The 26,992-nt window shown below is 50.5% G+C and carries 43 protein-coding genes; 4 read left to right on the top strand and 39 right to left on the bottom strand.

Annotation, left to right across the window (positions count from 1 at the left end):
- The 24 genes from rpsM to rpsJ all read right to left on the bottom strand — a co-directional run bounded on the left by rpsM (nt 1) and on the right by rpsJ (nt 11,158).
- Nucleotides 1-357 (bottom strand): 30S ribosomal protein S13, encoded by a 357-nt coding sequence (rpsM, locus tag HV346_RS20860; protein WP_003031135.1) that lies wholly within the window; start codon nt 355-357, stop codon nt 1-3.
- A 146-nt stretch (nt 358-503) separates the two neighbouring features.
- Complete coding sequence (rpmJ, locus tag HV346_RS20865; RefSeq protein WP_000868187.1) at nt 504-620, bottom strand: 50S ribosomal protein L36; 117 nt, start codon at nt 618-620, stop codon at nt 504-506.
- 31 nt (nt 621-651) lie between these two features.
- Nucleotides 652-1,983, bottom strand: a complete 1,332-nt coding sequence (secY, locus tag HV346_RS20870; protein ID WP_181621064.1) for a preprotein translocase subunit SecY — start codon at nt 1,981-1,983, stop codon at nt 652-654.
- A gap of 7 nt (nt 1,984-1,990) precedes the next feature.
- Complete coding sequence (gene rplO / locus HV346_RS20875; RefSeq protein WP_064327681.1) at nt 1,991-2,425, bottom strand: 50S ribosomal protein L15; 435 nt, start codon at nt 2,423-2,425, stop codon at nt 1,991-1,993.
- A 3-nt stretch (nt 2,426-2,428) separates the two neighbouring features.
- Nucleotides 2,429-2,608 (bottom strand): 50S ribosomal protein L30, encoded by a 180-nt coding sequence (rpmD, locus tag HV346_RS20880; RefSeq protein ID WP_003863301.1) that lies wholly within the window; start codon nt 2,606-2,608, stop codon nt 2,429-2,431.
- A gap of 6 nt (nt 2,609-2,614) precedes the next feature.
- Nucleotides 2,615-3,115 (bottom strand): 30S ribosomal protein S5, encoded by a 501-nt coding sequence (rpsE, locus tag HV346_RS20885; protein ID WP_002438697.1) that lies wholly within the window; start codon nt 3,113-3,115, stop codon nt 2,615-2,617.
- A 14-nt stretch (nt 3,116-3,129) separates the two neighbouring features.
- On the bottom strand, nt 3,130-3,483 hold the full coding sequence (gene rplR / locus HV346_RS20890) for a 50S ribosomal protein L18 (RefSeq protein WP_181621065.1): 354 nt from the start codon (nt 3,481-3,483) through the stop codon (nt 3,130-3,132).
- Nucleotides 3,484-3,492: 9 nt separating this feature from the next.
- Nucleotides 3,493-4,026, bottom strand: coding sequence for a 50S ribosomal protein L6 (gene rplF, locus HV346_RS20895; RefSeq protein ID WP_100778650.1), 534 nt, complete (start codon nt 4,024-4,026; stop codon nt 3,493-3,495).
- 12 nt (nt 4,027-4,038) lie between these two features.
- Entirely contained in the window at nt 4,039-4,431 is a 393-nt protein-coding gene (rpsH, locus tag HV346_RS20900) for a 30S ribosomal protein S8 (protein WP_181621067.1), read from the bottom strand.
- Nucleotides 4,432-4,464: 33 nt separating this feature from the next.
- Entirely contained in the window at nt 4,465-4,770 is a 306-nt protein-coding gene (gene rpsN / locus HV346_RS20905) for a 30S ribosomal protein S14 (RefSeq protein WP_015960709.1), read from the bottom strand.
- A gap of 14 nt (nt 4,771-4,784) precedes the next feature.
- Complete coding sequence (gene rplE, locus HV346_RS20910; protein WP_032614703.1) at nt 4,785-5,324, bottom strand: 50S ribosomal protein L5; 540 nt, start codon at nt 5,322-5,324, stop codon at nt 4,785-4,787.
- Nucleotides 5,325-5,338: 14 nt separating this feature from the next.
- Entirely contained in the window at nt 5,339-5,653 is a 315-nt protein-coding gene (gene rplX, locus HV346_RS20915; RefSeq protein ID WP_000729185.1) for a 50S ribosomal protein L24, read from the bottom strand.
- A 10-nt stretch (nt 5,654-5,663) separates the two neighbouring features.
- Nucleotides 5,664-6,035, bottom strand: coding sequence for a 50S ribosomal protein L14 (rplN, locus tag HV346_RS20920; RefSeq protein WP_000613954.1), 372 nt, complete (start codon nt 6,033-6,035; stop codon nt 5,664-5,666).
- A 166-nt stretch (nt 6,036-6,201) separates the two neighbouring features.
- Nucleotides 6,202-6,456, bottom strand: coding sequence for a 30S ribosomal protein S17 (gene rpsQ / locus HV346_RS20925; protein WP_181621068.1), 255 nt, complete (start codon nt 6,454-6,456; stop codon nt 6,202-6,204).
- The gene (gene rpmC / locus HV346_RS20930; RefSeq protein ID WP_006817276.1) at nt 6,456-6,647 is read right to left on the bottom strand and encodes a 50S ribosomal protein L29; all 192 of its coding nucleotides are present in this window, start codon (nt 6,645-6,647) and stop codon (nt 6,456-6,458) included. Before rpmC ends, rpsQ begins: the two co-directional genes overlap by 1 nt.
- Entirely contained in the window at nt 6,647-7,057 is a 411-nt protein-coding gene (gene rplP / locus HV346_RS20935) for a 50S ribosomal protein L16 (RefSeq protein ID WP_002919759.1), read from the bottom strand. Before rplP ends, rpmC begins: the two co-directional genes overlap by 1 nt.
- Before the next feature lie 12 nt (nt 7,058-7,069).
- Nucleotides 7,070-7,771: a 30S ribosomal protein S3 gene (gene rpsC, locus HV346_RS20940; RefSeq protein ID WP_000529945.1), complete on the bottom strand. Its 702-nt coding sequence runs from the start codon at nt 7,769-7,771 to the stop codon at nt 7,070-7,072.
- Between the two features lie 17 nt (nt 7,772-7,788).
- Nucleotides 7,789-8,121: a 50S ribosomal protein L22 gene (gene rplV / locus HV346_RS20945; protein ID WP_002919773.1), complete on the bottom strand. Its 333-nt coding sequence runs from the start codon at nt 8,119-8,121 to the stop codon at nt 7,789-7,791.
- Between the two features lie 14 nt (nt 8,122-8,135).
- Nucleotides 8,136-8,414, bottom strand: coding sequence for a 30S ribosomal protein S19 (gene rpsS, locus HV346_RS20950; protein WP_001138115.1), 279 nt, complete (start codon nt 8,412-8,414; stop codon nt 8,136-8,138).
- 16 nt (nt 8,415-8,430) lie between these two features.
- Nucleotides 8,431-9,252 (bottom strand): 50S ribosomal protein L2, encoded by an 822-nt coding sequence (gene rplB, locus HV346_RS20955; RefSeq protein ID WP_000301859.1) that lies wholly within the window; start codon nt 9,250-9,252, stop codon nt 8,431-8,433.
- A gap of 17 nt (nt 9,253-9,269) precedes the next feature.
- A complete protein-coding gene (gene rplW, locus HV346_RS20960; RefSeq protein ID WP_000617546.1) occupies nt 9,270-9,572 on the bottom strand; it encodes a 50S ribosomal protein L23 in 303 nt (100 codons plus the stop codon).
- Complete coding sequence (gene rplD / locus HV346_RS20965) at nt 9,569-10,174, bottom strand: 50S ribosomal protein L4 (protein ID WP_003031119.1); 606 nt, start codon at nt 10,172-10,174, stop codon at nt 9,569-9,571. Before rplD ends, rplW begins: the two co-directional genes overlap by 4 nt.
- A gap of 10 nt (nt 10,175-10,184) precedes the next feature.
- The gene (gene rplC, locus HV346_RS20970; protein ID WP_016538466.1) at nt 10,185-10,814 is read right to left on the bottom strand and encodes a 50S ribosomal protein L3; all 630 of its coding nucleotides are present in this window, start codon (nt 10,812-10,814) and stop codon (nt 10,185-10,187) included.
- Nucleotides 10,815-10,846: 32 nt separating this feature from the next.
- Nucleotides 10,847-11,158: a 30S ribosomal protein S10 gene (rpsJ, locus tag HV346_RS20975; protein ID WP_001181005.1), complete on the bottom strand. Its 312-nt coding sequence runs from the start codon at nt 11,156-11,158 to the stop codon at nt 10,847-10,849.
- A gap of 385 nt (nt 11,159-11,543) precedes the next feature.
- On the opposite strand from rpsJ, the gene HV346_RS20980 reads away from it, so the two are divergent.
- Nucleotides 11,544-12,017 carry an A24 family peptidase gene (locus HV346_RS20980; protein ID WP_181621069.1) on the top strand — a complete coding sequence of 158 codons (474 nt, stop codon included), beginning with the start codon at nt 11,544-11,546 and terminating at the stop codon, nt 12,015-12,017.
- Here the strand turns inward: HV346_RS20980 and bfr are convergent.
- The 11 genes from bfr to fkpA all read right to left on the bottom strand — a co-directional run bounded on the left by bfr (nt 12,001) and on the right by fkpA (nt 20,206).
- Entirely contained in the window at nt 12,001-12,477 is a 477-nt protein-coding gene (gene bfr, locus HV346_RS20985) for a bacterioferritin (protein ID WP_181621070.1), read from the bottom strand. The two genes, HV346_RS20980 and bfr, sit on opposite strands and share 17 nt — an antisense overlap.
- Before the next feature lie 72 nt (nt 12,478-12,549).
- The gene (gene bfd, locus HV346_RS20990) at nt 12,550-12,744 is read right to left on the bottom strand and encodes a bacterioferritin-associated ferredoxin (protein ID WP_003863268.1); all 195 of its coding nucleotides are present in this window, start codon (nt 12,742-12,744) and stop codon (nt 12,550-12,552) included.
- Nucleotides 12,745-12,922: 178 nt separating this feature from the next.
- A complete protein-coding gene (tuf, locus tag HV346_RS20995) occupies nt 12,923-14,107 on the bottom strand; it encodes an elongation factor Tu (protein ID WP_181621071.1) in 1,185 nt (394 codons plus the stop codon).
- Nucleotides 14,108-14,176: 69 nt separating this feature from the next.
- Nucleotides 14,177-16,291, bottom strand: a complete 2,115-nt coding sequence (fusA, locus tag HV346_RS21000; RefSeq protein WP_181621072.1) for an elongation factor G — start codon at nt 16,289-16,291, stop codon at nt 14,177-14,179.
- 96 nt (nt 16,292-16,387) lie between these two features.
- Nucleotides 16,388-16,858, bottom strand: coding sequence for a 30S ribosomal protein S7 (rpsG, locus tag HV346_RS21005; RefSeq protein WP_004106370.1), 471 nt, complete (start codon nt 16,856-16,858; stop codon nt 16,388-16,390).
- A 96-nt stretch (nt 16,859-16,954) separates the two neighbouring features.
- On the bottom strand, nt 16,955-17,329 hold the full coding sequence (rpsL, locus tag HV346_RS21010; protein WP_003023654.1) for a 30S ribosomal protein S12: 375 nt from the start codon (nt 17,327-17,329) through the stop codon (nt 16,955-16,957).
- Between the two features lie 124 nt (nt 17,330-17,453).
- Entirely contained in the window at nt 17,454-17,741 is a 288-nt protein-coding gene (gene tusB / locus HV346_RS21015) for a sulfurtransferase complex subunit TusB (RefSeq protein ID WP_181621073.1), read from the bottom strand.
- Between the two features lie 7 nt (nt 17,742-17,748).
- Complete coding sequence (gene tusC / locus HV346_RS21020; protein ID WP_181621074.1) at nt 17,749-18,111, bottom strand: sulfurtransferase complex subunit TusC; 363 nt, start codon at nt 18,109-18,111, stop codon at nt 17,749-17,751.
- Nucleotides 18,111-18,497, bottom strand: a complete 387-nt coding sequence (gene tusD, locus HV346_RS21025; RefSeq protein WP_181621076.1) for a sulfurtransferase complex subunit TusD — start codon at nt 18,495-18,497, stop codon at nt 18,111-18,113. Before tusD ends, tusC begins: the two co-directional genes overlap by 1 nt.
- Nucleotides 18,497-19,219, bottom strand: coding sequence for a transcriptional regulator (locus HV346_RS21030; RefSeq protein ID WP_014171909.1), 723 nt, complete (start codon nt 19,217-19,219; stop codon nt 18,497-18,499). Before HV346_RS21030 ends, tusD begins: the two co-directional genes overlap by 1 nt.
- A gap of 165 nt (nt 19,220-19,384) precedes the next feature.
- Entirely contained in the window at nt 19,385-20,206 is an 822-nt protein-coding gene (gene fkpA, locus HV346_RS21035; RefSeq protein ID WP_181621078.1) for an FKBP-type peptidyl-prolyl cis-trans isomerase, read from the bottom strand.
- A 236-nt stretch (nt 20,207-20,442) separates the two neighbouring features.
- Between fkpA and HV346_RS21040 the strand changes: the two genes are divergently transcribed.
- Nucleotides 20,443-20,661 (top strand): protein SlyX, encoded by a 219-nt coding sequence (locus tag HV346_RS21040; protein WP_181621079.1) that lies wholly within the window; start codon nt 20,443-20,445, stop codon nt 20,659-20,661.
- Between the two features lie 52 nt (nt 20,662-20,713).
- On the opposite strand, the gene slyD is transcribed toward HV346_RS21040, so the two are convergent.
- From slyD to kefG, 4 genes are all read right to left on the bottom strand, one after another.
- Complete coding sequence (slyD, locus tag HV346_RS21045) at nt 20,714-21,307, bottom strand: peptidylprolyl isomerase (RefSeq protein ID WP_181621081.1); 594 nt, start codon at nt 21,305-21,307, stop codon at nt 20,714-20,716.
- A 94-nt stretch (nt 21,308-21,401) separates the two neighbouring features.
- Complete coding sequence (locus tag HV346_RS21050) at nt 21,402-21,602, bottom strand: YheV family putative zinc ribbon protein (protein WP_181621083.1); 201 nt, start codon at nt 21,600-21,602, stop codon at nt 21,402-21,404.
- Between the two features lie 13 nt (nt 21,603-21,615).
- Nucleotides 21,616-23,421 (bottom strand): glutathione-regulated potassium-efflux system protein KefB, encoded by a 1,806-nt coding sequence (gene kefB, locus HV346_RS21055; protein ID WP_181621084.1) that lies wholly within the window; start codon nt 23,419-23,421, stop codon nt 21,616-21,618.
- Complete coding sequence (gene kefG, locus HV346_RS21060) at nt 23,421-23,972, bottom strand: glutathione-regulated potassium-efflux system ancillary protein KefG (RefSeq protein WP_181621086.1); 552 nt, start codon at nt 23,970-23,972, stop codon at nt 23,421-23,423. Before kefG ends, kefB begins: the two co-directional genes overlap by 1 nt.
- 138 nt (nt 23,973-24,110) lie before the next feature.
- Here kefG and HV346_RS21065 point away from each other — a divergent pair, with 138 nt between their 5' ends.
- Together HV346_RS21065 and HV346_RS21070 are read left to right on the top strand one after the other, a co-directional pair.
- On the top strand, nt 24,111-26,015 hold the full coding sequence (locus HV346_RS21065) for an ABC transporter ATP-binding protein (RefSeq protein ID WP_181621088.1): 1,905 nt from the start codon (nt 24,111-24,113) through the stop codon (nt 26,013-26,015).
- Between the two features lie 15 nt (nt 26,016-26,030).
- Nucleotides 26,031-26,963, top strand: a complete 933-nt coding sequence (locus tag HV346_RS21070; RefSeq protein WP_181621090.1) for a LysR substrate-binding domain-containing protein — start codon at nt 26,031-26,033, stop codon at nt 26,961-26,963.
- The last annotated feature ends 29 nt before the right edge of the window (nt 26,964-26,992 follow it).

Consider the following 26,992-nt stretch of genomic DNA (forward strand, 5'->3'; position numbering starts at 1 on the left):
TTATTTCTTGATCGGTTTGCGCGGACCCTTACGGGTACGTGCGTTGGTCTTGGTACGCTGACCGCGAACCGGGAGACCACGACGATGACGCAAACCGCGATAGCAACCAAGATCCATAAGACGCTTGATGCTCATGCTAACTTCACGGCGCAGATCACCTTCAACGACAAATTTGGCAACTTCGTCACGCAGCGTGTCGATTTGTTCTTCAGACAGCTCACTGATCTTAACATCTTCAGCGATACCCGCGGCAGCCAGAATGGCCTTAGAACGGGTCTTGCCGACGCCATAGATCGAAGTTAATGCGATCACAGCATGTTTCTGATCAGGAATGTTAATGCCTGCTATACGGGCCACTATGCACTCCTACTATTTAATATGTACGCACCATGCTGAAAAGCCCGTTTTCAGGATACTCAAATGGAAACGTACAGACATACAAAAGATTGGCTGGCTAATCTAGCCAGCTCAACCCAACTTTGCAAGAAAAATATGCGAAATAATCAGCCTTGGCGCTGTTTATGCTTCGGCTCGGCACTGCAAATCACACGGATGACACCATCACGCTTAACGATTTTGCAGTTACGGCATAATTTCTTGACGGAAGCACGAACTTTCATTTTTACTCTCCGTAACTTCTCAGGCGACCAATTAGCGGCCGTAGCCTTTCAGGTTCGCCTTCTTCAATGCAGACTCATACTGACTCGACATCATCAGAGTTTGCACTTGAGCCATAAAGTCCATAATCACGACAACAACGATAAGCAGAGAAGTCCCACCGAAGTAGAACGGTACTTTCATTGCATCACGCATGAACTCCGGGATCAGGCAGATAAAAGTAATATAGAGCGCACCAACTAAAGTCAGGCGAGTCATTACTTTATCGATATACTTCGCCGTTTGCTCTCCCGGACGAATTCCTGGTACAAATGCACCGGACTTCTTCAGGTTATCTGCTGTTTCACGCGGGTTGAAAACCAACGCCGTATAGAAGAAACAGAAGAAGATGATCGCAGACGCATAGAGTAACACATAAAGTGGTTGCCCAGGCTGCAAATACAGCGAAATTGTTGTCAGCCAGTTCCAACCAGTCCCGCCCCCGAACCATGACGCGATGGTTGCCGGGAACAGAATAATACTGGAAGCGAAGATCGCTGGGATTACCCCTGCCATGTTCACTTTCAGCGGCAAATGTGTGCTCTGTGCAGCATAGACACGACGACCTTGCTGACGCTTCGCGTAGTTCACCACAATACGGCGTTGACCACGTTCAACAAAGACAACAAAGAACGTCACTGCAAATACTAATACTGCAACCAACAGCAACAGGAGGAAGTGCAGGTCGCCTTGACGCGCTTGCTCGATAGTATGGGCAATGGCTGGCGGGAGTCCCGCAACGATACCAGCGAAGATAATGATCGAAATACCGTTACCGATACCACGTTCAGTAATCTGTTCGCCGAGCCACATCAGGAACATAGTCCCTGAGACCAGACTTACAACAGCGGTGAAATAGAATGCAAAGCCTGGATTAATCACCAGGCCCTGCATACCAGGCATATTCGGCAGACCGGTAGCAATACCGACTGACTGGAATATCGCCAGCACCAGAGTGCCGTAACGGGTGTACTGGCTGATCTTACGACGACCAGACTCCCCTTCTTTCTTCAACTCAGCTAAAGCCGGATGAACGACTGTTAGCAACTGGATGATAATCGATGCCGAAATATACGGCATGATACCCAGAGCAAAGATAGAAGCACGGCTGAGAGCACCACCAGAGAACATGTTGAACATTTCAATGATAGTGCCTCGCTGTTGCTCAAGCAGTTTGGCAAGTACAGCGGCATCGATACCAGGGATCGGAATAAAAGAGCCAATACGGAAAACAATCAGCGCACCAACAACAAACAAAAGTCTGCGTTTCAGTTCGCCAAAACCACCCTTGGCACTTTGAAAATCTAATCCCGGTTGCTTAGCCATCTGCTACTTATTCCTCAATTTTACCGCCAGCAGCTTCGATAGCAGCACGAGCGCCTTTAGAAACACGCAGGCCACGAACAGTTACCGGAGTAGAAACTTCACCAGCCAGGATCACTTTCGCGAACTCGATCTGGATACCGATAATGTTAGCTGCTTTCAGCGTGTTCAGGTCTACAACGCCGCCTTCAACTTTCGCCAGGTCAGACAGACGAATTTCGGCTGTAATCGCTGCTTTGCGAGAGGTGAAGCCGAATTTCGGCAGACGACGGTACAGTGGCATCTGGCCACCCTCGAAACCGCGACGCACGCCACCGCCAGAACGAGAGTTCTGACCTTTGTGACCACGACCACCGGTTTTGCCGAGGCCAGAACCGATACCACGACCAAGGCGTTTACCCGCCTTTTTAGAGCCTTCGGCTGGAGACAGAGTATTTAAACGCATCTCTTACTCCTCAACTTTAACCATGAAGTAAACCGCGTTGACCATACCACGAACAGCGGGAGTATCCTCACGCTCAACGGTATGACCAATACGACGCAGACCCAGGCCAAGCAGCGTTGCCTTGTGTTTCGGCAGACGACCGATTGCACTGCGGGTTTGAGTGATTTTAATAGTCTTTGCCATGGTCAATTACCCCAGAATTTCTTCAACGGATTTACCACGCTTGGCAGCGACCATTTCTGGAGAATTCATATTTTCCAGGCCATCAATAGTTGCACGAACCACGTTAATCGGGTTGGTGGAACCATATGCTTTAGCCAGAACGTTATGAACTCCAGCGACTTCCAGAACGGCGCGCATTGCACCACCGGCAATAATACCAGTACCTTCTGAAGCCGGCTGCATGAAGACACGAGAACCCGTGTGAACACCTTTAACTGGGTGTTGCAGGGTGCCGTGGTTCAGCGCGACGTTAATCATATTGCGACGGGCTTTTTCCATCGCTTTCTGGATCGCTGCTGGTACTTCACGCGCTTTACCGTAACCAAAACCAACGCGACCATTACCATCACCAACAACAGTCAGAGCTGTGAAGGAGAAAATACGACCACCTTTAACGGTTTTAGATACGCGGTTAACCGCGATCAGCTTTTCCTGCAGTTCGCCAGCCTGTTTTTCGATGTGAGCCATCTTACACCTCTACCTTAGAACTGAAGGCCAGCTTCACGGGCAGCATCTGCCAGTGCCTGGACACGACCATGATATTGGAACCCGGAACGGTCAAAGGACACATTTTTAATGCCTTTTTCCAGAGCGCGTTCAGCGACAACTTTACCAACAGCTGCAGCAGCGTCTTTGTTACCGGTGTACTTCAATTGTTCAGCGATAGCTTTTTCTACAGTAGAAGCGGCTACCAGAACTTCAGAACCGTTCGGTGCAATTACCTGTGCGTAAATATGACGCGGGGTACGATGTACCACCAGGCGAGTTGCACCCAGCTCTTTGAGCTTGCGGCGTGCGCGGGTCGCACGACGGATACGAGCAGATTTCTTATCCATAGTGTTACCTTACTTCTTCTTAGCCTCTTTGGTACGCACGACTTCGTCGGCGTAACGAACACCCTTGCCTTTGTAAGGCTCAGGACGACGGTAGGCGCGCAGGTCTGCTGCAACCTGACCGATCAGCTGTTTATCAGCGCCTTTCAGCACGATTTCAGTCTGAGACGGACATTCAGCAGTGATTCCCGCTGGCAGCTGATGCTCAACAGGGTGTGAGAAGCCCAGAGACAGGCCTACTGCATTCCCTTTGATCGCTGCACGATAACCTACACCAACCAGCTGAAGCTTTTTAGTGAAGCCTTCGGTAACACCAACAACCATTGAGTTCAGCAGGGCACGCGCGGTACCAGCCTGAGCCCATCCATCCACAAAACCATCACGTGGACCGAAGGTCAGAGCATTATCTGCATGTTTAACTTCAACAGCATTGTTGAGAGTACGAGTCAGCTCGCCGTTTTTACCTTTGATCGTAATAACCTGACCGTCGATTTTTACATCAACGCCGGCAGGAATAACGACCGGTGCTTTAGCAACACGAGACATTTTTTCCTCCGATTAGGCTACGTAGCAGATAATTTCGCCACCAAGACCAGCTTGGCGCGCTGCACGATCAGTCATAACACCTTTAGAGGTAGAAACAACTGCGATACCCAGACCAGCCATAACTTTTGGCAGCTCATCTTTTTTCTTATAGATGCGCAGGCCTGGGCGGCTGACACGTTGAATGCTTTCTACAACAGCTTTACCCTGGAAATACTTAAGAGTAAGTTCCAGTTCCGGCTTGGTGTCGCCTTCAACTTTAAAATCTTCGATAAAACCTTCTTCCTTCAGCACTTTGGCAATTGCCACTTTCAGCTTGGCGGAAGGCATGGTGACCGCAACTTTGTTCGCGGCCTGACCGTTACGGATACGGGTCAGCATATCCGCGATCGGATCTTGCATGCTCATCTGTCTTTACTCCCGTGATTCAATTGGTGACAATTACCAGCTAGCCTTTTTCAGACCCGGGATTTCACCGCGCATTGCGGCTTCACGGACCTTGATACGGCTCAACCCGAACTTCCGCAGGAAAGCATGCGGACGACCAGTTTGACGACAGCGGTTACGCTGACGAGACGGGCTGGAATCACGCGGCAGAGACTGCAGCTTCAGAACTGCATTCCAACGATCTTCGTCGGAAGCGTTCACATCAGAGATGATCGCTTTCAGTTCAGCGCGTTTAGCGAAGAATTTATCAGCTAAAGCTACGCGCTTTACTTCGCGTGCTTTCATTGATTGCTTAGCCATTCAGTAACCCTACCTTACTTGCGGAACGGGAAGTCAAAGGCAGCCAGCAGAGCACGGCCTTCTTCATCAGAGTTCGCAGTAGTGGTAATGGTAATATCCAAACCACGCACGCGGTCGACTTTATCGTAGTCGATCTCTGGGAAGATGATCTGCTCCCGGACACCCATGCTGTAGTTACCACGACCATCGAAAGACTTAGCGGACAAGCCACGGAAGTCACGAATACGTGGTACAGCAATAGAGATCAGGCGCTCAAGGAACTCCCACATGCGTTCGCCACGCAGAGTTACTTTACAGCCGATCGGATAGCCCTGACGGATTTTGAAGCCTGCAACAGATTTGCGTGCTTTGGTGATCAACGGTTTTTGACCGGAGATTGCTGTCAGATCAGCTGCTGCGTTATCCAGCAGTTTCTTGTCAGCGATCGCTTCACCAACACCCATGTTCAGGGTGATCTTCTCGACCCGAGGGACTTGCATGACAGAATTGTAGTTAAACTCAGTCATGAGTTTGTTAACTACTTCGTCTTTGTAGTAATCATGCAGTTTCGCCATCGTACTACTCCAAATTACTTGATAGTTTCGCTGTTAGACTTGAAGAAACGGACTTTTTTGCCGTCTTCGAATCTAAAGCCTACACGGTCAGCCTTGCCGGTTGCCGCATTGAAGATTGCTACGTTGGAAACCTGAATAGCGGCTTCTTTTTCAACGATGCCACCTGGTTGGTTCAGGGCCGGAACCGGCTTCTGATGTTTCTTAACCAAGTTGATACCTTCAACAATGACCTTGCCGGAAGACAGGACATTCTTAACTTTACCGCGTTTACCTTTATCTTTACCGGTTAACACGATAACTTCGTCATCACGACGGATTTTCGCTGCCATGATTCGCTCCTTAGAGTACTTCTGGTGCCAGAGAGATAATTTTCATGAACTTTTCATTACGAAGTTCACGAGTTACCGGCCCAAAGATACGCGTGCCGATAGGCTGCTCGCTGTTATTGTTCAGAATAACGCATGCATTACCATCGAAGCGAATGACAGAACCGTCAGGGCGACGAACACCCTTCTTGGTGCGCACCACTACCGCTTTCAGCACATCACCTTTTTTGACCTTACCACGTGGAATTGCTTCTTTGATGGTGATCTTGATGATGTCGCCTACGCCTGCGTAGCGACGGTGCGAGCCACCCAGAACCTTGATACACATTACGCGACGTGCACCGGAGTTGTCGGCGACGTTCAGCATAGTCTGTTCTTGGATCATTTTAGTGCTCCGCTAATGTCAACTACTACCTGAGACTCTAAATTCAGAGCCATTAAAAAGCCCCATATCGAGGGCGCGGCATTATAACACCGCTTCTACAATATGGGTAGAAAAAATAAACGGCTCATCGCTGAGCCGTTTATTCGTATCGAGAAGGCTTACTGTATTACAGAACCGCTTTCTCTACAACGCGAACCAGCGTCCAGGACTTAGTCTTGGACAGCGGACGGCATTCGTGGATTTCTACCACGTCACCGATACCACATTCGTTGTTCTCGTCATGTACGTGCAGTTTGGTCGTACGCTTGATGAATTTACCGTAGATCGGATGCTTCACAACGCGCTCGATAGCTACAACAATGGATTTCTCCATTTTGTTGCTAACAACACGACCTTGCAGAGTACGGATTTTATCGGTCATTACGCACCCGCCTTCTGAGTCAGTAAAGTCTTAACGCGAGCAACATTGCGACGCACTTGCTTCAGCAGGTGAGTCTGTTGCAGTTGGCCACTAGCAGCCTGCATACGCAGGTTAAACTGCTCACGCAGCAGGTTCAGCAGCTCAGCGTTCAGCTCTTCAACACTTTTTTCACGCAGCTCATTTGCTTTCATTACATCACCGTCTTAGTTACAAAGGTGGTTTTGATAGGCAGTTTCGCTGCTGCCAGTCCGAATGCTTCACGGGCCAGCTCTTCCGGTACACCGTCCATTTCATACAGGACTTTGCCCGGCTGAATCAAGGCAACCCAATACTCCACGTTACCTTTACCTTTACCCATACGGACTTCCAGCGGCTTCTCGGTAATTGGTTTGTCCGGGAATACACGGATCCAGATTTTACCTTGACGCTTAACTGCACGGGTCATTGCACGACGTGCTGCTTCGATCTGACGTGCAGTCAGACGACCACGGCCAACAGCTTTCAGACCGAAAGTGCCGAAGCTAACATCCGTACCCTGCGCCAGACCACGGTTGCGGCCTTTGTGCACTTTACGGAATTTTGTACGCTTTGGTTGTAACATCAGCGACGCTCCTTATTTACGGCCTTTACGCTGCTGCTTTTTAGGTTGCGCAGCCGGTTTTTCCGGTTGTTCAACAGCAGCCATACCACCCAGGATCTCACCTTTGAAGATCCATACCTTAACGCCGATTACACCGTAAGTGGTGTGCGCTTCAGAGGTGTTGTAGTCAATGTCAGCACGCAGAGTGTGCAGCGGTACGCGACCTTCGCGGTACCATTCGGTACGTGCGATTTCCGCGCCGCCCAAACGGCCGCTAACTTCAACTTTGATACCTTTAGCGCCCAGACGCATTGCGTTCTGTACAGCACGCTTCATAGCACGACGGAACATAACACGACGTTCCAGCTGTGAAGTGATGCTATCAGCAACCAATTTAGCGTCCAGTTCAGGCTTACGAACTTCAGCGATATTGATCTGTGCAGGAACGCCAGCGATATCCGCTACGACCTTGCGCAGTTTTTCTACGTCTTCGCCTTTCTTACCGATAACGATACCCGGGCGAGCGGTGTGAATAGTCACACGAATGCTTTTAGCCGGGCGCTCGATAACGATACGAGATACAGACGCTTTAGCCAGTTCCTTAGTCAGGTACTGACGTACTTTAAAATCGCTGTCCAGGTTGTCAGCGAATTCTTTGGTGTTCGCAAACCAGGTTGAGTTCCATGGTTTTACAATACCCAGGCGAATACCATTAGGATGTACTTTCTGACCCATTGCTAGTCTCCAGAGTCTCAGCGATCGGACACAACCACAGTAATGTGGCTGGTGCGCTTCAGGATGCGATCTGCACGACCTTTCGCACGCGGCATAATGCGCTTCATGCTTGGGCCTTCATCTACGAAAATTTTCGCAACTTTCAGATCGTCAATGTCAGCGCCATCGTTGTGTTCAGCGTTAGCAATGGCAGATTCCAGTACTTTCTTAACCAATACCGCAGCTTTCTTGTTGGTATAGGTCAGGATGTCCAGGGCCTGCGACACTTTCTTACCGCGAATCAGGTCAGCAACAAGGCGAACCTTCTGAGCAGAAGAACGAGCATGGCGATGTTGAGCTAAAGTTTCCATCTCTTCCTCCTACCTTATTTCTTCTTCGCTTTTTTATCAGCAGCATGGCCGCGATAAGTACGAGTCGGTGCGAATTCACCCAGTTTGTGACCAACCATTTCGTCGGAAACAAAAACTGGAACGTGCTGACGACCATTATGGACAGCGATGGTCAAACCGATCATGTTAGGAAAGATCGTTGAACGACGGGACCAAGTGCGCAGGGGCTTCTTGTCTCCGCTTTCCACCGCTTTCTCTACCTTCTTCAGCAAGTGCAGGTCAATAAAAGGACCTTTCTTGAGAGAACGTGGCATGGCTTATCCTCTAAAATTATTTGCTACGGCGACGTACGATAAATTTATCAGTACGCTTGTTGCTGCGGGTCTTCTTACCTTTGGTCTGAACGCCCCACGGAGTTACCGGGTGCTTACCAAAGTTACGACCTTCACCACCACCATGTGGGTGATCGACTGGGTTCATCGCAGTACCGCGAACGGTAGGACGAACACCACGCCAGCGTGCAGCACCTGCTTTACCCAGAACGCGCAGCATATGCTCAGCATTGCCAACTTCGCCCAGAGTCGCACGGCAGTCTGCTTCGACTTTACGCATTTCACCAGAACGCAGACGCAGGGTGACATAAGCACCATCGCGAGCAACGATCTGAACGTAAGTACCAGCGGAACGAGCCAGCTGACCGCCTTTACCTGGTTTCATTTCTACGTTATGAACGGTAGAACCAACCGGGATATTGCGCATCGGCAGGGTGTTACCTGCTTTGATTGCAGCATCAACGCCAGATTGAATCTGGTCGCCAGCTTTCAGGCCTTTAGGGGCCAAGATGTAACGGCGTTCGCCATCTTTGTACAGAACCAGCGCGATGTTCGCGGAACGGTTCGGATCGTACTCAAGACGCTCAACAACTGCTGGGATACCGTCTTTGTTGCGTTTGAAGTCAACAATACGATAAGCCTGCTTGTGGCCACCACCGATGTGACGAGTGGTGATACGGCCATTGTTGTTACGACCACCGGATTTGCTGTTTTTTTCCAGCAACGGAGCAAAAGGTTTGCCCTTGTGCAGCTCAGGGTTAACCACTTTAACTACGTGGCGACGACCCGGAGATGTCGGTTTACATTTAACAACTGCCATTGTATTACTCCTCCGACTTACTCAGCGCCGCCAACGAAGTCCAGATTCTGGCCTTCTTTCAGGGTGACGTAAGCTTTTTTCCAGTCGCTACGACGACCGATACGCTGTCCGTGACGTTTAACTTTCCCTTTAACTACCAGGGTGTTAACGACTTCGACTTCGACTTCAAACAGTTTCTGCACAGCAGCTTTGATCTCTGCTTTGGTCGCGTCTTTAGCAACTTTGAGAACGATGGTGTTGGTTTTTTCCATCGCAGTAGACGCTTTTTCAGAAACGTGCGGCGCACGAAGCACCTTCAGCAGACGTTCTTCACGAATCATGCCAGCATCTCCTCAACTTGCTTAACAGCATCAGCAGTCATTACGACTTTGTCGAAGGCGATCAGGCTAACCGGGTCGATACCCGTTGCATCGCGAACGTCAACCTTGTGCAGGTTACGTGCTGCGAGGAACAGATTTTCGTCCAGCTCACCGGTGATGATCAGCACATCTTCCAGAGCCATGTCTTTCAATTTCTGTGCCAGCAGCTTAGTTTTAGGCGCTTCTACAGAGAATGATTCGACAACGATCAGACGATCCTGACGTACCAGTTCGGACAGAATGCTTTTCAGCGCGCCGCGGTACATCTTTTTGTTTACTTTTTGACTGTGGTCCTGTGGGCGAGCAGCGAAGGTCACGCCACCGGAACGCCAGATCGGGCTCTTAATAGAACCTGAACGCGCACGGCCGGTACCTTTCTGGCGCCACGGCTTTTTGCCGGAACCAGTTACTTCAGCACGAGTCTTCTGAGCACGAGTACCCTGACGAGCACCAGCTGCATAAGCAACTACAACCTGGTGAACCAGCGCTTCGTTGAAATCACGACCGAAGGTAGTTTCGGAAACAGTCAGCGCGCTCTGCGCGTCTTTCAATACTAATTCCATTGCTATCCCCTTACGCCTTCACAGCTGGTTTAACGATCAGGTCGCTACCGGTTGCACCCGGAACCGCACCTTTAACCAGCAGCAGGTTGCGCTCAGCGTCAACACGTACTACGTCCAGGCTCTGAACAGTTACACGTTCGTTACCCAGCTGACCTGCCATTTTCTTGCCTTTGAACACTTTGCCCGGAGTCTGGTTCTGACCGATAGAACCCGGAACGCGGTGAGACAAGGAGTTACCGTGAGTAGCGTCCTGGGTACGGAAGTTCCAGCGCTTAACGGTACCAGCAAAACCTTTACCTTTAGAGGTACCGGTTACGTCAACTTTTTTAACTTCAGCAAACAGCTCAACGCTAATATCCTGACCTACAGTGAACTCTTCGCCTTCAGCAAGACGGAATTCCCACAGACCACGGCCAGCTTCAACGCCAGCTTTAGCGAAGTGACCCGCTTCCGGCTTAGTTACACGGTTAGCTTTTTTAGCACCAGTGGTAACCTGAACAGCGCGGTAGCCATCGTTAGCCAGATCTTTAACCTGAGTAACGCGGTTTGCTTCAACTTCGATTACGGTTACTGGGATAGATACGCCATCTTCAGTGAAGATGCGGGTCATACCCACTTTTTTACCGACTAAACCAATCATTGTATCAACCTCTCAATCGCTCGATGACCTGATTAACCCAGGCTGATCTGCACGTCTACACCGGCAGCCAGATCCAGACGCATCAGAGCATCAACGGTTTTCTCAGTTGGCTCAACGATGTCAACCAGACGCTTGTGAGTGCGAATTTCGTACTGATCACGCGCGTCTTTGTTAACGTGCGGAGAGATCAGAACGGTAAAGCGCTCTTTGCGGGTCGGCAGCGGGATCGGACCACGGACTTGCGCACCAGTGCGCTTAGCAGTCTCGACGATTTCCGCAGTTGATTGATCGATTAGACGATGATCAAACGCTTTCAGGCGGATACGGATTCTTTGGTTCTGCATGAGACCAGAGCTCCAATTATTTTATAAACGAAAATGATCACTACTCAAACCCATTACGATTGATGGGAGAGTGTAACCGTTCTTACGTAGTTCCCCAATTGGGAACATTGTTTGATGACCAAAAACATCATCAAGGTTCATATCGAACCGCTGCCAATATTAGACAAGCCCGCGCATTATACGTAAATATACGCGTAACGCAAGTAGAGTTTAGAAAACAAACGCTCTCACTCCAATCTGCGTAAACGGATCTTTTTTTCCCTGCAAATAATGTATGTACTTTTGATTTGCTGGAGGTTTCAACGCAATTGCCAGGTTTGAGGGCTATCCAGACTCACTTTTTCTGCGGACTATTCGACGAAATACATCTCAAAGGATTTCGCAGATGCTCGCTCCCCTTCCCTTTCTCATGCTTTATGTAACCCTGTCTTACCTGCTCATCCGGGAGGATATACGGTGTGGCATCCTCCCGGACAAATTTCTTTGTCCACTATTGTGGACTGGTCTACTCTATCACCTTAACTTCCACCCTTCTTTTCTACCTGCCGCAGTCATAGGGGCGGTTGCCGGTTATTTGGGTTTCGCATTTCTATACTGGGGATATCGCCTGATTCGTAAACGAGAAGGGTTGGGATATGGTGATATTAAGTATCTGGCTGCCCTGGGCGCCTGGCATGGATGGTCTGTTTTACCAATGATTGCGTTGTCTTCAGCACTATTCGCTGCCATTTATCTCCTTTTCCGATCGTGGAATAGTCCTGGGAAAAGGACACTAAAAAACCCACTGCCTTTTGGACCATTTATGGCGGCAGCGGGTTTATTGAACGGATGGCAGAACCTGATTAACTTTCCACTCTGATCTGCGACTGAAGATAATTCTGCAGGCCAATTTTACCAATGAGATCCAGTTCTGTTTCCAGCCAATCGATGTGACCTTCTTCATCGGACAGAATTTGGATCATCATATCGCGACTCACGTAGTCATGTACGCTATCCGCGTAGGCAATGGCTTCGCGAAGGTCTTTCGCACCATCAAGCTCTAGCGCAAGATCGGAACGTAACATTTCCTCGACATCTTCACCAATGCCCAGTTTGCCAAGATCCTGCAAATTAGGGATACCCTCAAGGAACAAAATACGCTCGATATACTTATCAGCGTGTTTCATTTCATCGATTGATTCATGGTATTCGACATCGTTGAGACGCGTCAGTCCCCAGTTTTTGAACATTCTCGCATGGAGAAAATACTGGTTGATTGCGACAAGCTCATTTCCCAATAATTTATTGAGATAACTTATGATTTTAACATCACCTTTCATTATATAGTCCCTCCGCTTCCACTCATTGAAGCGTAGATCGGGCTACAAGGATGTCAAAAAAAAGATAGGGGCTTAAGCGATCTCTTTGAACTCAGGGATCTGCATCAGTTCATCCTGCATGATCTCACGCGCTGCACGCACACACTTACCGCATTGATTTCCAACTGGAACAAATTTGCGAAGCTGCTGGAAAGACTGAGGTTGAAACTGTCGAACGGCCTGACGTATTTTTTTGTCACTCACACCATTGCATAAACAAACGTACATACATACTCCCGTTCAAAATATGCGCAAAGTGTAAGTGAGAATCGTTATGATTACAATAGCACAAGCATGCAGAGACGGGGCGGGAGTGTGGAAAAAATACAAATAATTGTGATAGAGGCAGCCTGCAGATAACAAAAAAGGACGCCGAAGCGTCCTTTTTTCATTCAAGGATAATAAATTAGCCCAGAACTTTTGCTACAACACCAGCGCCAACAGTACGGCCGCCTTCACGGATTGCGAAACGCAGACCGTCATCCATCGCGATTGGGTGGATCAGGGTAACGACCATTTTGATGTTGTCGCCTGGCATTACCATCTCAACGCCTTCTGGCAGTTCGATAGTACCGGTCACGTCAGTTGTACGGAAGTAGAACTGTGGACGGTAGCCTTTGAAGAACGGAGTATGACGGCCGCCTTCATCTTTGGACAGAATGTACACTTCAGATTCGAACTTGGTGTGCGGCTTGATAGAGCCTGGCTTAGCCAGTACCTGACCACGTTCGATTTCTTCACGTTTGATACCACGCAGCAGAACACCAACGTTCTCACCAGCACGGCCTTCGTCCAGCAGTTTGCGGAACATTTCAACGCCGGTACAGGTAGACTTGGCAGTCTCTTTGATACCTACGATTTCAACTTCTTCACCCACTTTAACGATACCGCGCTCTACACGACCGGTAACAACAGTACCACGACCGGAGATGGAGAATACGTCTTCGATTGGCAGCAGGAATGGCTTGTCAATCGCACGTTCTGGTTCTGGGATGTAAGAATCCAGGAAGCCAGCCAGTTCGATGATTTTCGCTTCCCACTCTGCTTCGCCTTCCAGCGCTTTCAGAGCAGAACCACGGATGATTGGGGTGTCATCACCTGGGAAATCGTACTGAGACAGAAGTTCGCGAACTTCCATTTCTACCAGTTCCAGCAGTTCTTCGTCATCAACCATGTCGCATTTGTTCAGGAACACGATGATGTAAGGAACGCCTACCTGACGACCCAGCAGGATGTGCTCACGGGTCTGAGGCATAGGGCCGTCAGTCGCAGCAACAACCAGGATCGCGCCGTCCATCTGCGCAGCACCGGTGATCATGTTTTTAACATAGTCGGCGTGGCCTGGGCAGTCTACGTGTGCGTAGTGGCGAGTCGGGGTGTCATATTCAACGTGGGAAGTGTTGATGGTGATACCACGAGCTTTTTCTTCTGGTGCGTTATCGATCTGGTCGAAAGCACGAGCAGCACCACCGTAGGTTTTAGCCAGAACGGTAGTGATTGCAGCGGTCAGGGTAGTTTTACCATGGTCAACGTGGCCGATAGTACCAACGTTGACGTGCGGTTTTGTACGTTCAAATTTTTCTTTAGACACGGCTATATTCCTTACTATAGTGCCCCCTCACCGAGGGGGCACGGGATTTTGGTTTTTTAACCCTGCGGCTTATTTACCACGGGCTTCGATTACGGCCTGAGCAACGTTGTTCGGCGCATCATCATACTTCAGGAACTCCATGGAGTAAGAAGCACGACCTTTGGTCAGTGAACGCAGCTGAGTTGCATATCCGAACATTTCAGACAGCGGAACTTCAGCGTGGATCACAACGCCAGTCACGTTGGATTCTTGACCGCGCAGCATACCACGACGACGGCTCAAGTCACCGATAACGTCACCGGTGTTCTCTTCTGGAGTTTCTACTTCAACCTTCATGATTGGTTCAAGCAGAACTGGTTTCGCTTTCTTAAAGCCTTCTTTAAAGGCAATAGAAGCAGCCAGTTTAAACGCCAGTTCAGAGGAGTCAACGTCATGGTAAGAACCGAAGTGCAGACGAACACCCATGTCAACAACCGGGTAACCTGCCAGCGGACCAGACTTCAGCTGCTCCTGGATGCCCTTATCAACGGCAGGGATGTATTCACCAGGAATTACACCGCCTTTAATGTCGTTGACGAACTCGTAACCTTTAGGGTTAGAGCCCGGCTCCAGTGGGTACATGTCGATAACAACATGACCATACTGACCGCGACCACCAGACTGCTTAGCGTGTTTACCTTCAACATCAGTAACTTTCTGGCGAATCGCTTCGCGGTAAGCAACCTGAGGTTTACCCACGTTTGCTTCAACGTTGAATTCACGTTTCATACGGTCAACGATGATGTCGAGGTGCAGTTCACCCATACCAGCGATGATAGTCTGGTTAGATTCTTCGTCAGTCCATACGCGGAATGACGGGTCTTCTTTAGCCAGACGGCCCAGAGCCAGACCCATTTTTTCCTGGTCAGCTTTGGTTTTTGGTTCAACCGCGATAGAGATTACCGGCTCAGGGAACTCCATACGCTCCAGGATGATTGGCGCATCTGGATCACACAGGGTGTCACCAGTAGTTACGTCTTTCAGACCGATAGCAGCAGCGATGTCGCCTGCACGAACTTCTTTGATCTCTTCACGTTTGTTCGCGTGCATCTGTACGATACGACCGAAACGTTCACGTGCAGTTTTCACGGAGTTCAGGATGGTGTCACCAGAGTTAACCACGCCAGAGTACACGCGGAAGAACGTCAAGTTACCCACGAACGGGTCGGTAGCAATTTTAAACGCCAGTGCAGCAAACGGCTCTTCATCACTTGCGTGACGTTCAGCCGGAGTGTCTTTACCGTCGTCCAGGATACCGTTGATCGCAGGAACATCTACTGGGGATGGCAGGTAGTCAACTACCGCATCCAGCATTGCCTGAACACCTTTGTTCTTGAACGCAGAACCACAGGTTACCAGGATGATTTCGTTGTTCAGAACACGCTGACGCAGAGCTTTCTTGATCTCTTCTTCAGTCAGTTCTTCACCACCCAGGTATTTTTCCATCAGCTCTTCTGAAGCTTCAGCAGCGGACTCGATCAGGTTCTGGTGCCATTCGTCAGCCAGATCCTGCATGTCTGCTGGAATATCTTCATAAGTGAAGGTTACGCCTGCATCTTCTTCGTTCCAGTTGATGGCTTTCATTTTCACCAGGTCAACAACACCGGTGAAACCTTCTTCAGCACCAATTGCCAACTGCAGCGGAACAGGGTTCGCGCCCAGACGGGTTTTGATCTGACCAACAACTTTCAGGAAGTTAGCACCCATACGGTCCATTTTGTTAACGAACGCGATGCGTGGAACTTTATATTTGTTTGCCTGACGCCATACGGTTTCAGACTGCGGCTGAACACCACCAACTGCGCAGTAAACCATTACCGCACCATCAAGAACACGCATGGAACGTTCTACTTCGATTGTGAAGTCAACGTGGCCCGGGGTGTCGATGATGTTAACGCGATGCGGTTCATACTGCTTAGCCATACCTGACCAGAATGCAGTAGTCGCTGCGGAGGTGATAGTAATACCACGTTCCTGCTCCTGCTCCATCCAGTCCATGGTAGCTGCGCCGTCATGAACTTCACCGATTTTATGGTTTACACCGGTGTAGAACAGAATACGTTCGGTAGTAGTGGTTTTACCGGCGTCGATGTGCGCACTGATACCGATGTTACGGTAGCGTGCGATGGGTGTTGTACGAGCCATTTGATTCCTCGTTTGTTTCTTTAGGCGTTCAGTTAAGTAACCCAGAACGGGCAACTTCGCTGAAGTGCCCGCCTGGTGACTATGACTCCGAAGGGATTACCAACGGTAGTGTGCGAACGCCTTGTTGGCTTCTGCCATACGGTGAACGTCTTCACGTTTCTTAACTGCAGTACCTTTGTTGTCTGCAGCATCAGAAAGTTCGTTCGCCAGACGCAGAGCCATGGATTTATCACCGCGTTTACGAGCAGCTTCAACGATCCAACGCATTGCCAGAGCATTACGACGAACCGGACGAACTTCAACTGGAACCTGGTAAGTAGAACCACCAACGCGGCGAGACTTAACTTCTACAGTCGGGCGTACGTTGTCGAGAGCGACTTCGAAAGCTTCCAGTTCATTTTTACCAGAACGCTGAGCCAGGGTCTCAAGCGCGCTGTATACGATTGCTTCTGCAGTAGATTTTTTACCATCTACCATCAGGATATTTACAAATTTTGCCAGCAGTTCTGATCCGAATTTCGGATCTGGAAGAATTTTACGCTGACCAATGACGCGACGACGTGGCATGGGAATACTCCGTTGTTAATTCAGGATTGTCCAAAACTCTAAGAGTTTAGTTTGACATTAAGATAAAACAGTTTGGCCTTACTTAACGGAGAACCATTAAGCCTTAGGACGTTTCACGCCATACTTGGAACGAGACTGCTTACGGTCTTTAACACCGGAACAGTCAAGCGCACCACGAACGGTGTGATAACGAACACCCGGAAGGTCTTTTACACGACCGCCACGGATCAGGATCACGGAGTGCTCCTGCAGGTTGTGACCTTCACCACCGATGTAGGAAGTCACTTCGAAACCGTTGGTCAAACGCACACGGCATACTTTACGCAGTGCGGAGTTTGGTTTTTTAGGAGTGGTGGTATATACACGAGTACATACACCACGTTTCTGCGGGCAGGCTTCCAGCGCAGGCACGTTGCTTTTTGCAACTTTGCGAGCGCGTGGTTTGCGTACCAGCTGGTTAACTGTTGCCATTAAATAGCTCCTGGTTTTAGCTTTTGCTTCGTAAACACGTAATAAAACGACCTCATACAATATGAGGACGCGAAATTTTAGGGCTCTGTCGAAAAGGTGTCAAGAAATATACAGCGATCTCAGATCACCAGTTCATTTGACCAGCATGCTTTACTGCAAGATTAACGAAATCAGTATAGCCAACCACGTTAATTTTGGCTGAAATTTGACCAGCAAGACCCCGCGCATCAATGTCTTCCTTCAATGCAGAGACAGATATGGGGGCATTGTTGAGGATTTCAACAAAGCGGCTATCTTCAATTGCCGCCAGAACGCCATCCTGAATGAGCAACAGATCATCGCCTTCACTCAGCATTCTCAGTAATGCTTCGATATCGCATTGCCACGGGGAGTGACTCAAGGTATGGAGCATGACAGCCTCAGAAAGTCAGAATGGTGTCGTACTGGGAGAGTTGCTCGCGCAACGGACCCGCCGCAAGGATGGTAACGTCCAGAACAAAAGCGGCTTTATCTGTCATAAGGCCACGCGATGCCAGAGAGTCAGCACAAACATAGAAGGTTTCAATGTCGTAAAGAGGCAGAACCTTAAAGGTCGCAATATAGTCGCGCGCGAGAACAGCTTGCGGGTACTGCCCTCCCAGTATCTGGAATACGCCATCGCCCAGAAAGAAAACACCGATATCTTCGGTTAAGGCGGAGGTTGCCAGCAATGCATCCAACCCTTCCCGGCCAGCAGCACTACCATGCGGAGCGGAAGAAAAAACAAACGCGACACGATTCATCAGAATTGCACCATTCGGTCACAGGTCAGCGCCGCCTGCGCAAGCGCGCCTAAACCACTCAGCAAGAATCCTGATTGCAGATTTGCACCCGGTAAACCAAGACGCGCCGCTTCTGCTGCATCCGTGATACCGCGACGCAGCGCCGCTGCAACACAGATATGTAATTCTACGCCCTGCTTTTCGCTTAAGGATTGCCAGGCGCGTACCAGGTCAAACTCATCTGAAGCCGGTGAAGTGAACTGATTCGCGTTATAGACCCCTTCACGGTAAAAAAAGACGCTACTCAGTTCATGACCCGCGTCCAGTAGCGCTTGTGCAAATTGCAATGCACTGCTGGCCTGCTGCGTACCATATGCCGGGCCCGTCACCATTAAAGCAAAACGCATTACTTATCTTGCCCCTGGAAATCACCGCTTTTGAACTGGCGGATATAGAGATAAACAGTGTGTTTGGAAATGTTCAGACGATCGGCAACCTGGTTAATGGCGTCTTTGATATCAAAAATACCTTTCTCATAGAGGTTCAGCACAATCTGACGGTTCTTCGCGTTGTTCGATACATTGCGATCGGCATTCACTTCTTCAATAGTGAACTCAAGCGTTTGAGTCACGAGATCTTCGACAGAAGAAGCAAAGTTGACTGAAGAACCGACATCTGGTGTTTCTGGCGGAATAAAGGTGCTCATAATTTGCGAGAATGGCACATCAAGGTTCATGTTGATGCACAGCAGTCCAATCACACGATGCTCACGATTTCGTATCGCGATGGTTTCTGATTTCATCAGTACACCGCTTTTGGCGCGAGTGAAATAACATTTGGAGACGCTGCTGTCCGCGCCGGTCATGTCGTGCAACATACGCAATGCAAGGTCGGTGATTGGCGAGCCAATTTTGCGGCCAGTATGCTCACCATTGGCAATACGGATGGCGGAACACTTTAGATCTTGCAGGGAGTGCAATACGATTTCGCAGTGGGACCCAATGAGCATCGCTAACCCGTCCACTACCGCTTCGTAGGATTTCAGAATATCGAAGTCGGTCTGATCGAAAGGACGTTGATCCAGCAAATCAAGTTCACTGGTTTCGTTGGTTAAAAGCGACCTGGACATGAAAAAAACACTCCTTTTCAGGAGCCTGTCGTTACGTTTTCAGGGCAGGCTCATTATCTACACGGACAACTAAATTAATACAGCGTGTATAACGCTTACCAGCGTTAATTATATCTGCCCCACAATAAAAAAACCGCCGCCTTGAAGGCGGCGGTTTTCACAACATTATTTCTTCGCAGCGGCAGCGGCTTTATCGTCTGCCGGGGCTTCCGGTTTAGCGTCAGCTTTCGGCGCCGGTTTGATGTCCAGCAATTCTACGTCAAACACCAGCGTAGAGTTTGCCGGAATACCTGGGACACCTGTTTTGCCGTAAGCCAGATCTGGTGGGATAACCAGCTGGATTTTACCGCCTTTTTTGATGTTCTTCAGGCCTTCAGTCCAGCCAGGGATCACACCGTCCAGACGGAAAGAGAGCGGTTCGCCACGGGTGTAAGAGTTATCAAACTCTTTACCGTCGATCAGCGTACCTTTGTAGTTGACCACAACGGTATCACTGTCTTTCGGCGCATCACCTGTACCTTCCTTCTCTACTTTATAGACCAGACCAGTAGAGGACGTTTTCACACCTTTCTCTTTAGCAAAAGTATCGCGGTAGGCTTTGCCTTTCGCTTCGTTTTCTTTTGCATCTTTATCCATCTTGTCCTGAGCAGCACCCTTCACGCGAGCTTCGAATGCCTGCAGAGTCTGCTCAATCTCCTGGTCAGTCAATTTGCTCTTATCAGCAAATGCATCCTGAACACCTGCGATCAACTGTGCTTTATCCAGTTTGATGCCCAGTTTTTCTTGCTCTTTCAGAGAGTTTTCCATGTAGCGGCCCAGAGATGCGCCCAGTGCGTAGGCGGATTTCTGGTCGTCATTTTTGAACGCCGCTTTGCTGTCTGCAGTCGCAGCAGGCTTCGCAGCGGTATCAGCAGCGAAAGACAGCGGCGCATTCAGTGCGACAGCCATCGTAGTGGCCAGCAGCGTTGCTTTAAACAGTGATTTCATCCATATCTCCAGGGCCTGGGGACTCTCACCCCAGCGTTAAACGTAAATGAGAAGCGTACTATAAAACGTTGCGGAAGAAATCTACAGACAGACTCTCCCTATTCTCGCCACTTTTAAGACTATTTTTGTTTAAATAAGTTTCTTGCCAATGGGATGGATGCTGCACTTAACGATAAACTCGGTTAGACTTCGCCGCCGCCACCCCATATGGGATAGATTGATAAACGAGGTGAATCATGAAAGATGCAATGTTAGAAGAGAGACTGGCCGAGCTGGAAAGCCGACTGGCTTTTCAGGACATCACCATCGAAGAACTCAACCAGACGGTGACGGCTCATGAACTTGAAATGGCAAAACTGCGAGATCTGATGCGCCTGCTCACTGAAAAAGTGAAAGCGACACAGTCATCGCACATCGCCTCTCAGTCAGAAGAGACACCTCCACCTCATTATTGAGGCGTAAAAAAAGCGGGATATTCCCGCTTTTTTCATTTTCCGTGTAACGGAATTAATGGCAACCGCAACCGCCGTTACCACCACAACCGCCTTTGCCATGTTCATGACCGTGGTCATGATCGTGGCCGTGACCGCCGCAGCAACCGTCATGGTCGTGATCGTGACCGTGGTCATGACCGTTAGCGCCGTGAACGTGGCCATGAGCCAGCTCTTCTTCGGTCGCTTCGCGGATCGCAACAACTTCAACGTTGAATTTCAGGTTCTGGCCAGCCAGCATGTGGTTACCGTCAACAACAACGTGGTCATCTTCCACTTCGGTAATTTCAACCGGAACGGGACCCTGGTCAGTTTCAGCCAGGAAGCGCATGCCAACCTGCAGCTCATCAACACCCATGAACACGTCTTTCGGAACGCGCTGCACCAGGTTGTCGTCATATTGACCGTAAGCGTCGTTTGCGCCTACAGCAACATCAAATTTGTCGCCAACTTCATGACCGTCCAGCGCGCTTTCCAGGCCGGAAATCAGAGAACCGTGACCGTGAAGGTAGTCAAGCGGCGCACTCACCGGAGACTCATCAACCAACACACCGTCTTCTGTACGTACCTGATAGGCCAGGCTGACCACCAGGTCTTTTGCTACTTTCATGATATCTCCTGAGCGTGGGAAAATTGCTGGCGCAGATTGTAGCGGAAATCTGCACCCGTGTACCCTTTAGCTTAAAAAAACTCAGGGCATATCGCTAGTCCGGATGAAAAATGCCAATGACTTGCTCTTCTTTGCGAACATGCTCGCGAGCCTGTTTATCGGCCTCACGCATCTGGTGGCCGCACTTAACACACTCAACAACATCAACATTATTCTCGCGCCACATTGCCAGCGAATCTTGCGCCTGGCAGGACGGGCATTTTGCACCTGCGATAAAGCGTTTACGTACAGCCATGCTTTTTTACCTTTTATTCAAATTCATCCCAGCCATCCAGTTGGCGTCGCTCCTGCTGCATTTCACGCTGGAAAATCTCTTCAAGCTCCCGACGAGCTTCCCGCACGCGGGAAATTTGCGCCGTATCAGAATGAACAGGCATGAGTTCTCGCAGCATGCGCATATCCAGACGACGGAAATGCATCTGAGCCCGCTGAGCCTGGTGCGGATGCATACCCAACGATACCAGCGCCTTACGTCCAAGTTCTAATGCACTGGAGAAGGTTTCACGTGAAAAATGTTTTACTCCCACCTGCAACAGCTCATGGGCCTCCACGCGCCCACGCGCCCTGGCCAGGATATGTAAATGGGGAAAATGCTGCTGGCACAACTCCACCAGCCTCATCGTATCCTCCGGCTCATTGCAGGTAATGACTATCGACTCTGCCGCTTCCGCCCCGGCAGAGCGTAACAGCTCAAGCTGAGTGGCATCACCGTAATACACCTTATAGCCATATTTGCGCATCAGGTTCACCGCGCTGATATCACGCTCAAGCACCGTAATGCGCATTTTGTTCGCCATCAGCAAACGACCAATGACCTGACCAAAGCGCCCAAAACCCACAATGATCACCTGGGGCTTATCATCCTGCACCCAGGGCGTTTCATCTTCATCATCTATCGGGTTAAGCCGACGGGCAAGGAACGCATCAACCATTTTCATCAGGAGCGGTGTCGTCATCATCGATAACGTCACCGTCACCAGCAGGAGCGCCATCTGATCATCTTTGAACAATTTCTGGGACGATGCTGTGGAGAAGAGTACAAACGCGAACTCGCCCCCCTGGCTTAACACGCTGGCAAACTGCATTCTTTCCGAGCTACGCAGGCCGTAAATACGTGCCAGGGCATACAGCACCAGCGTTTTTACCGCGACCAGCACAGCAACGCTGATGACCACCCACAGCAGATGGGTGTACAACACGCCAAGATTGAGCGCCATGCCAACCGAGATAAAGAACAGCCCTAACAGCAGCCCTTTAAAAGGATCAATCGCGATTTCCAGCTCATGTCGGTATTCGCTCTCCGCAAGCAATATCCCGGCGATAAAGGTCCCGAGCGCCATAGACACGCCCAGCGCATCCATAAACAAAGCAGAGCCTAACACCAACAGCAACGTCGCCGCAGTGAATACCTCACGCACACCTGAAGCCGCAATAAAGCGAAATACCGGGCGCAGTAAAAAACGCCCGCCAATCAACATGCCGGCAAATGCCAGCACCTTCATACAAATTTTAACCCAGTCAAAATGCTCATCGCCCGATCCTGCCAGCAACGGGACAAGCGCCAGCGCAGGGATCACCGCCAGATCCTGAAACAGCAACACCGAAAACCCCAATTGGCCAGCCTCACTCCGGTTCATGCCTTTATCGCGCATAAGCTGCAGTGCCATGGCCGTAGAAGACATCGCCAACCCTATGCCGCCAATCACTGCTGCCTGCCAGGAAAAATCCGTCAGCATCAGCAAGCCGCCAAGAATGGCGGCACTGAAGATCACCTGCGCTGCGCCGACACCAAAAATAGAGCGACGAAGCTGCCACAGTTTTGACGGGTTCAATTCAAGGCCAATGATGAACATCAGGAAAACAACGCCCAGCTCGGAGAAGTGCAGGATTTCATCCACATCACTGATAAATCCAAGTCCCCAGGGACCAATAGCAATGCCCGCCAGCAGATACCCCAGAACTGCGCCAATACCCAGTCGCGAGGCCAGTGGCACAGCAACGACCGCCGCAAACAAAAACAGCACACCGGCCAGCAGCAAATTAGAGCCTTCCATCAGCGACCTCCTGCCGGAATCGGCGACGCCAGCCATTCGCCATATGCTTTAGCGTGGCTCGCCAGCTCGTTGGGTTCCTGACGACGCGCCCAGTAGACAATAATCGGGCTCATCCAGTGCATACGGCACATGGCGGCCGTCAGTTCAAACGGTCGCAGAATATCGCTCATCGGGTAACGGTTAAGGCTGTCGTGACGGTAGGCGCTCTCTGGCTCACCGGTCGTAATTACACTACGCCAGTACTTTCCCGCCAGTTGGTTTCCCCCTACTCCACTGGAGAACCCCCGGCTCAGTACCCGGTCAAGCCACTCTTTCAGCAACGCGGGACAACTGTAGGTATAAAGCGGATGCTGGAACACAATCACATCATGCTGGCGCAGCAATTCCTGCTCGAAAGGGATATCGATAAAAAAATCGGGATAGTGCGCGTAGAGGTCGTGCACCGTTACATTGTTGAGCTGTAAAGCCGGCTTAAGCAGAACCCGGTTTGCCACCGAGTCCTGAGATTCCGGATGGGCATACAGCAGCAGCACTTTTGCTGTCTGAGACATCACTCCCCTCCCGGTTCTGTTTCTGTTTTTGTGTAAAGTCGTCGTTTTGGGCTACCATGGCGGCCCGGTGCGGAAAATGGCGCACACCTTACATTATCATAATGACAAATTAACATAGTCGGAACATACGGCGCTTCTATGATTGTTTTCTCCTCGTTACAAATTCGTCGTGGTGTGCGCGTCCTGCTGGATAACGCAACAGCCACCATCAATCCTGGCCAAAAAGTCGGTCTGGTCGGCAAAAATGGCTGCGGCAAATCCACCCTGCTGTCACTCCTGAAAAACGAGATTAGCGCTGATGGCGGTAACTTCACGTTTCCGGGCAACTGGCAACTGGCGTGGGTCAACCAGGAGACACCTGCCCTGAGTGAACCTGCTCTCGACTATGTGATTGACGGTGACCGTGAGTACCGCAAACTTGAGAGCGAACTGCGTGCGGCAAATGAGCGAGACGACGGCCATGCGATCGCCACCGTTCACGGCAAGCTGGACGCCATTGATGCCTGGACCATCCGTTCCCGTGCTTCCAGCCTGCTGCACGGTCTGGGTTTCAGCAACGAACAACTCGAACGCCCGGTCAGCGATTTCTCCGGCGGCTGGCGTATGCGCCTCAACCTGGCTCAGGCGCTGATCTGCCGCTCAGACTTATTGTTGCTCGATGAACCGACTAACCACCTCGATCTCGATGCGGTTATCTGGCTGGAAAAATGGCTGAAAAGCTATCAGGGAACCCTGATTTTGATCTCCCACGACCGTGATTTCCTTGACCCGGTGGTGGACAAAATCATTCATATCGAGCAACAGACGATGTTCGAATACACCGGCAACTACAGCTCTTTCGAGCGCCAGCGTGCAACACGCCTCGCCCAACAGCAATCCATGTACGAAAGCCAACAACAGCGAGTGGCCCATCTGCAAAGCTTTGTCGACCGCTTTAAAGCAAAAGCCTCTAAAGCCAAGCAGGCGCAAAGCCGTATCAAAATGCTCGAACGTATGGAGATGATTGCCCCGGCGCACGTGGATAACCCCTTCCATTTCAGCTTCCGTGAACCGGAAAGCCTGCCTAACCCGCTGCTAAAAATGGAAAAGGTCAGCGCCGGTTATGGCGATCGCATTATCCTGGACTCCATCAAGCTCAACCTCGTCCCTGGCTCCCGCATTGGTCTGCTGGGACGTAACGGCGCAGGTAAGTCGACGCTCATTAAGCTGCTGGCGGGCGAGCTTAACCCGGTCAGCGGTGATATTGGTCTGGCAAAGGGTATTAAACTGGGTTACTTCGCCCAGCATCAGCTGGAATTTTTACGCGCGGATGAATCTCCTGTTCAGCACCTCGCACGCCTCGCGCCACAGGAGATGGAGCAGAAGCTCCGCGACTACCTCGGCGGATTCGGCTTCCAGGGCGACAAGGTCACGGAAAATACCGAACGTTTCTCAGGCGGAGAAAAAGCCCGTCTGGTGCTGGCACTGATTGTCTGGCAGCGTCCGAACCTGCTGCTACTTGATGAACCAACCAACCACCTCGATCTCGATATGCGTCAGGCACTCACCGAGGCGTTGATTGAATTCGAAGGTGCACTGGTCGTGGTGTCGCATGATCGCCACCTGATCCGTTCCACCACTGACGATCTCTATCTGGTGCATGACGGAAAAGTTGAACCGTTCGACGGCGATCTGGAAGATTACCAGCAGTGGCTGACAGACGTGCAGAAGCAGGAGAACCAGCCTGAGGATGCCTCGAAAGACAATGCTAACAGCGCACAGTCGCGGAAAGACCAGAAGCGTCGTGAAGCGGAACGACGTACCCAGACGCAACCCCTGCGCAAAGAAATTGCCCGTCTGGAAAAAGAGATGGAGAAGCTCAACGCCACACTTGCCGCCGTTGAAGAAAAACTAGGTGATAGCGGGTTGTACGACCAAAGCCGAAAAGCAGAGCTGACAGATTGTCTGCAAACGCAGGCGAAAACCAAATCCAGCCTCGAAGAGTGTGAGATGGCCTGGCTCGATGCCCAGGAACAACTCGAAGCGATGCTACAGGCCGACTAACACGCAGGGAGGGTTATGAGTTTCGATATCACGAGCGACATTACATTCCGCAAGCTCAGTATTTTCATGACTTTTATGGAAAAAGGTAACATCGCGCGTACCGCCGAAACTCTGGGCCTGAGCGGCGTCAGCGTGCATCGTGCACTGCATACTCTGGAAGAGAATGTCCGCTGCCCGCTCTTCACCCACAAAGGCCGCAACCTGATTGCGCTCCCCTCCGCCTGGACACTGCTGGAATATTGCCAGGAAGTGATGCAGGTGATGGAGCGCGGGTTAGAAGAAGCGCGAAAAATTGCCGGTATCGGCCAGGGACGCTTACGTGTCGGCACGCTGTATTCGTTAACGCTGGAAACCGTGCCCCGCCTGATTATGGGTATGAAATTGCGCCGCCCGGATCTTGAGATGGATCTCACGATGGGCTCTAACGAAACCTTGTTGCACATGCTGGATGAAGGCTCGCTGGATGCGATTTTAATCTCCATCTCTGAAAGTGATATTGACCGCAACAGCCTCGAAGTTCTGCCGCTGTTTCATGATGATATCTTCCTGGCGGCCCCAGCTTCGGCCACGTTACACACCAGCGGGCTGGCCGACCTGCGCGATTATAAAGATCAGAAATTTGTCGCCCTGGCGGAAGGGTTTGCCACTTATGCCGGTTTTCAGGAAGCCTTTCACATTGCCGGATTTGAGCCTGAGATCGTCACCCGCGTGAATGACATCTTCTCGATGCTGAGTCTGGTACAGGCGGGCGTGGGCTTTACGCTGATGCCCGGCAGAATGAAGAAGGTGTATGAGAACTCAGTGCAACTTTTGAAGCTGGCACAGCCGTACCAGATGCAACAGCTTATCGCCATTGTCTTTGCCCGCAACCGCGAGCAAGATCCAAGCCTGCGGGCATTAGCCGCCGAAGGGCGGATGTACGCCCGTAGCTTGCAGGACGGCGTCTGATGTCTTGTCCTGTGGCGATGCGATGCATC

The organism is Enterobacter sp. RHBSTW-00994 (genome assembly GCF_013782625.1).
Taxonomy (GTDB): Bacteria; Pseudomonadota; Gammaproteobacteria; order Enterobacterales; family Enterobacteriaceae; genus Enterobacter.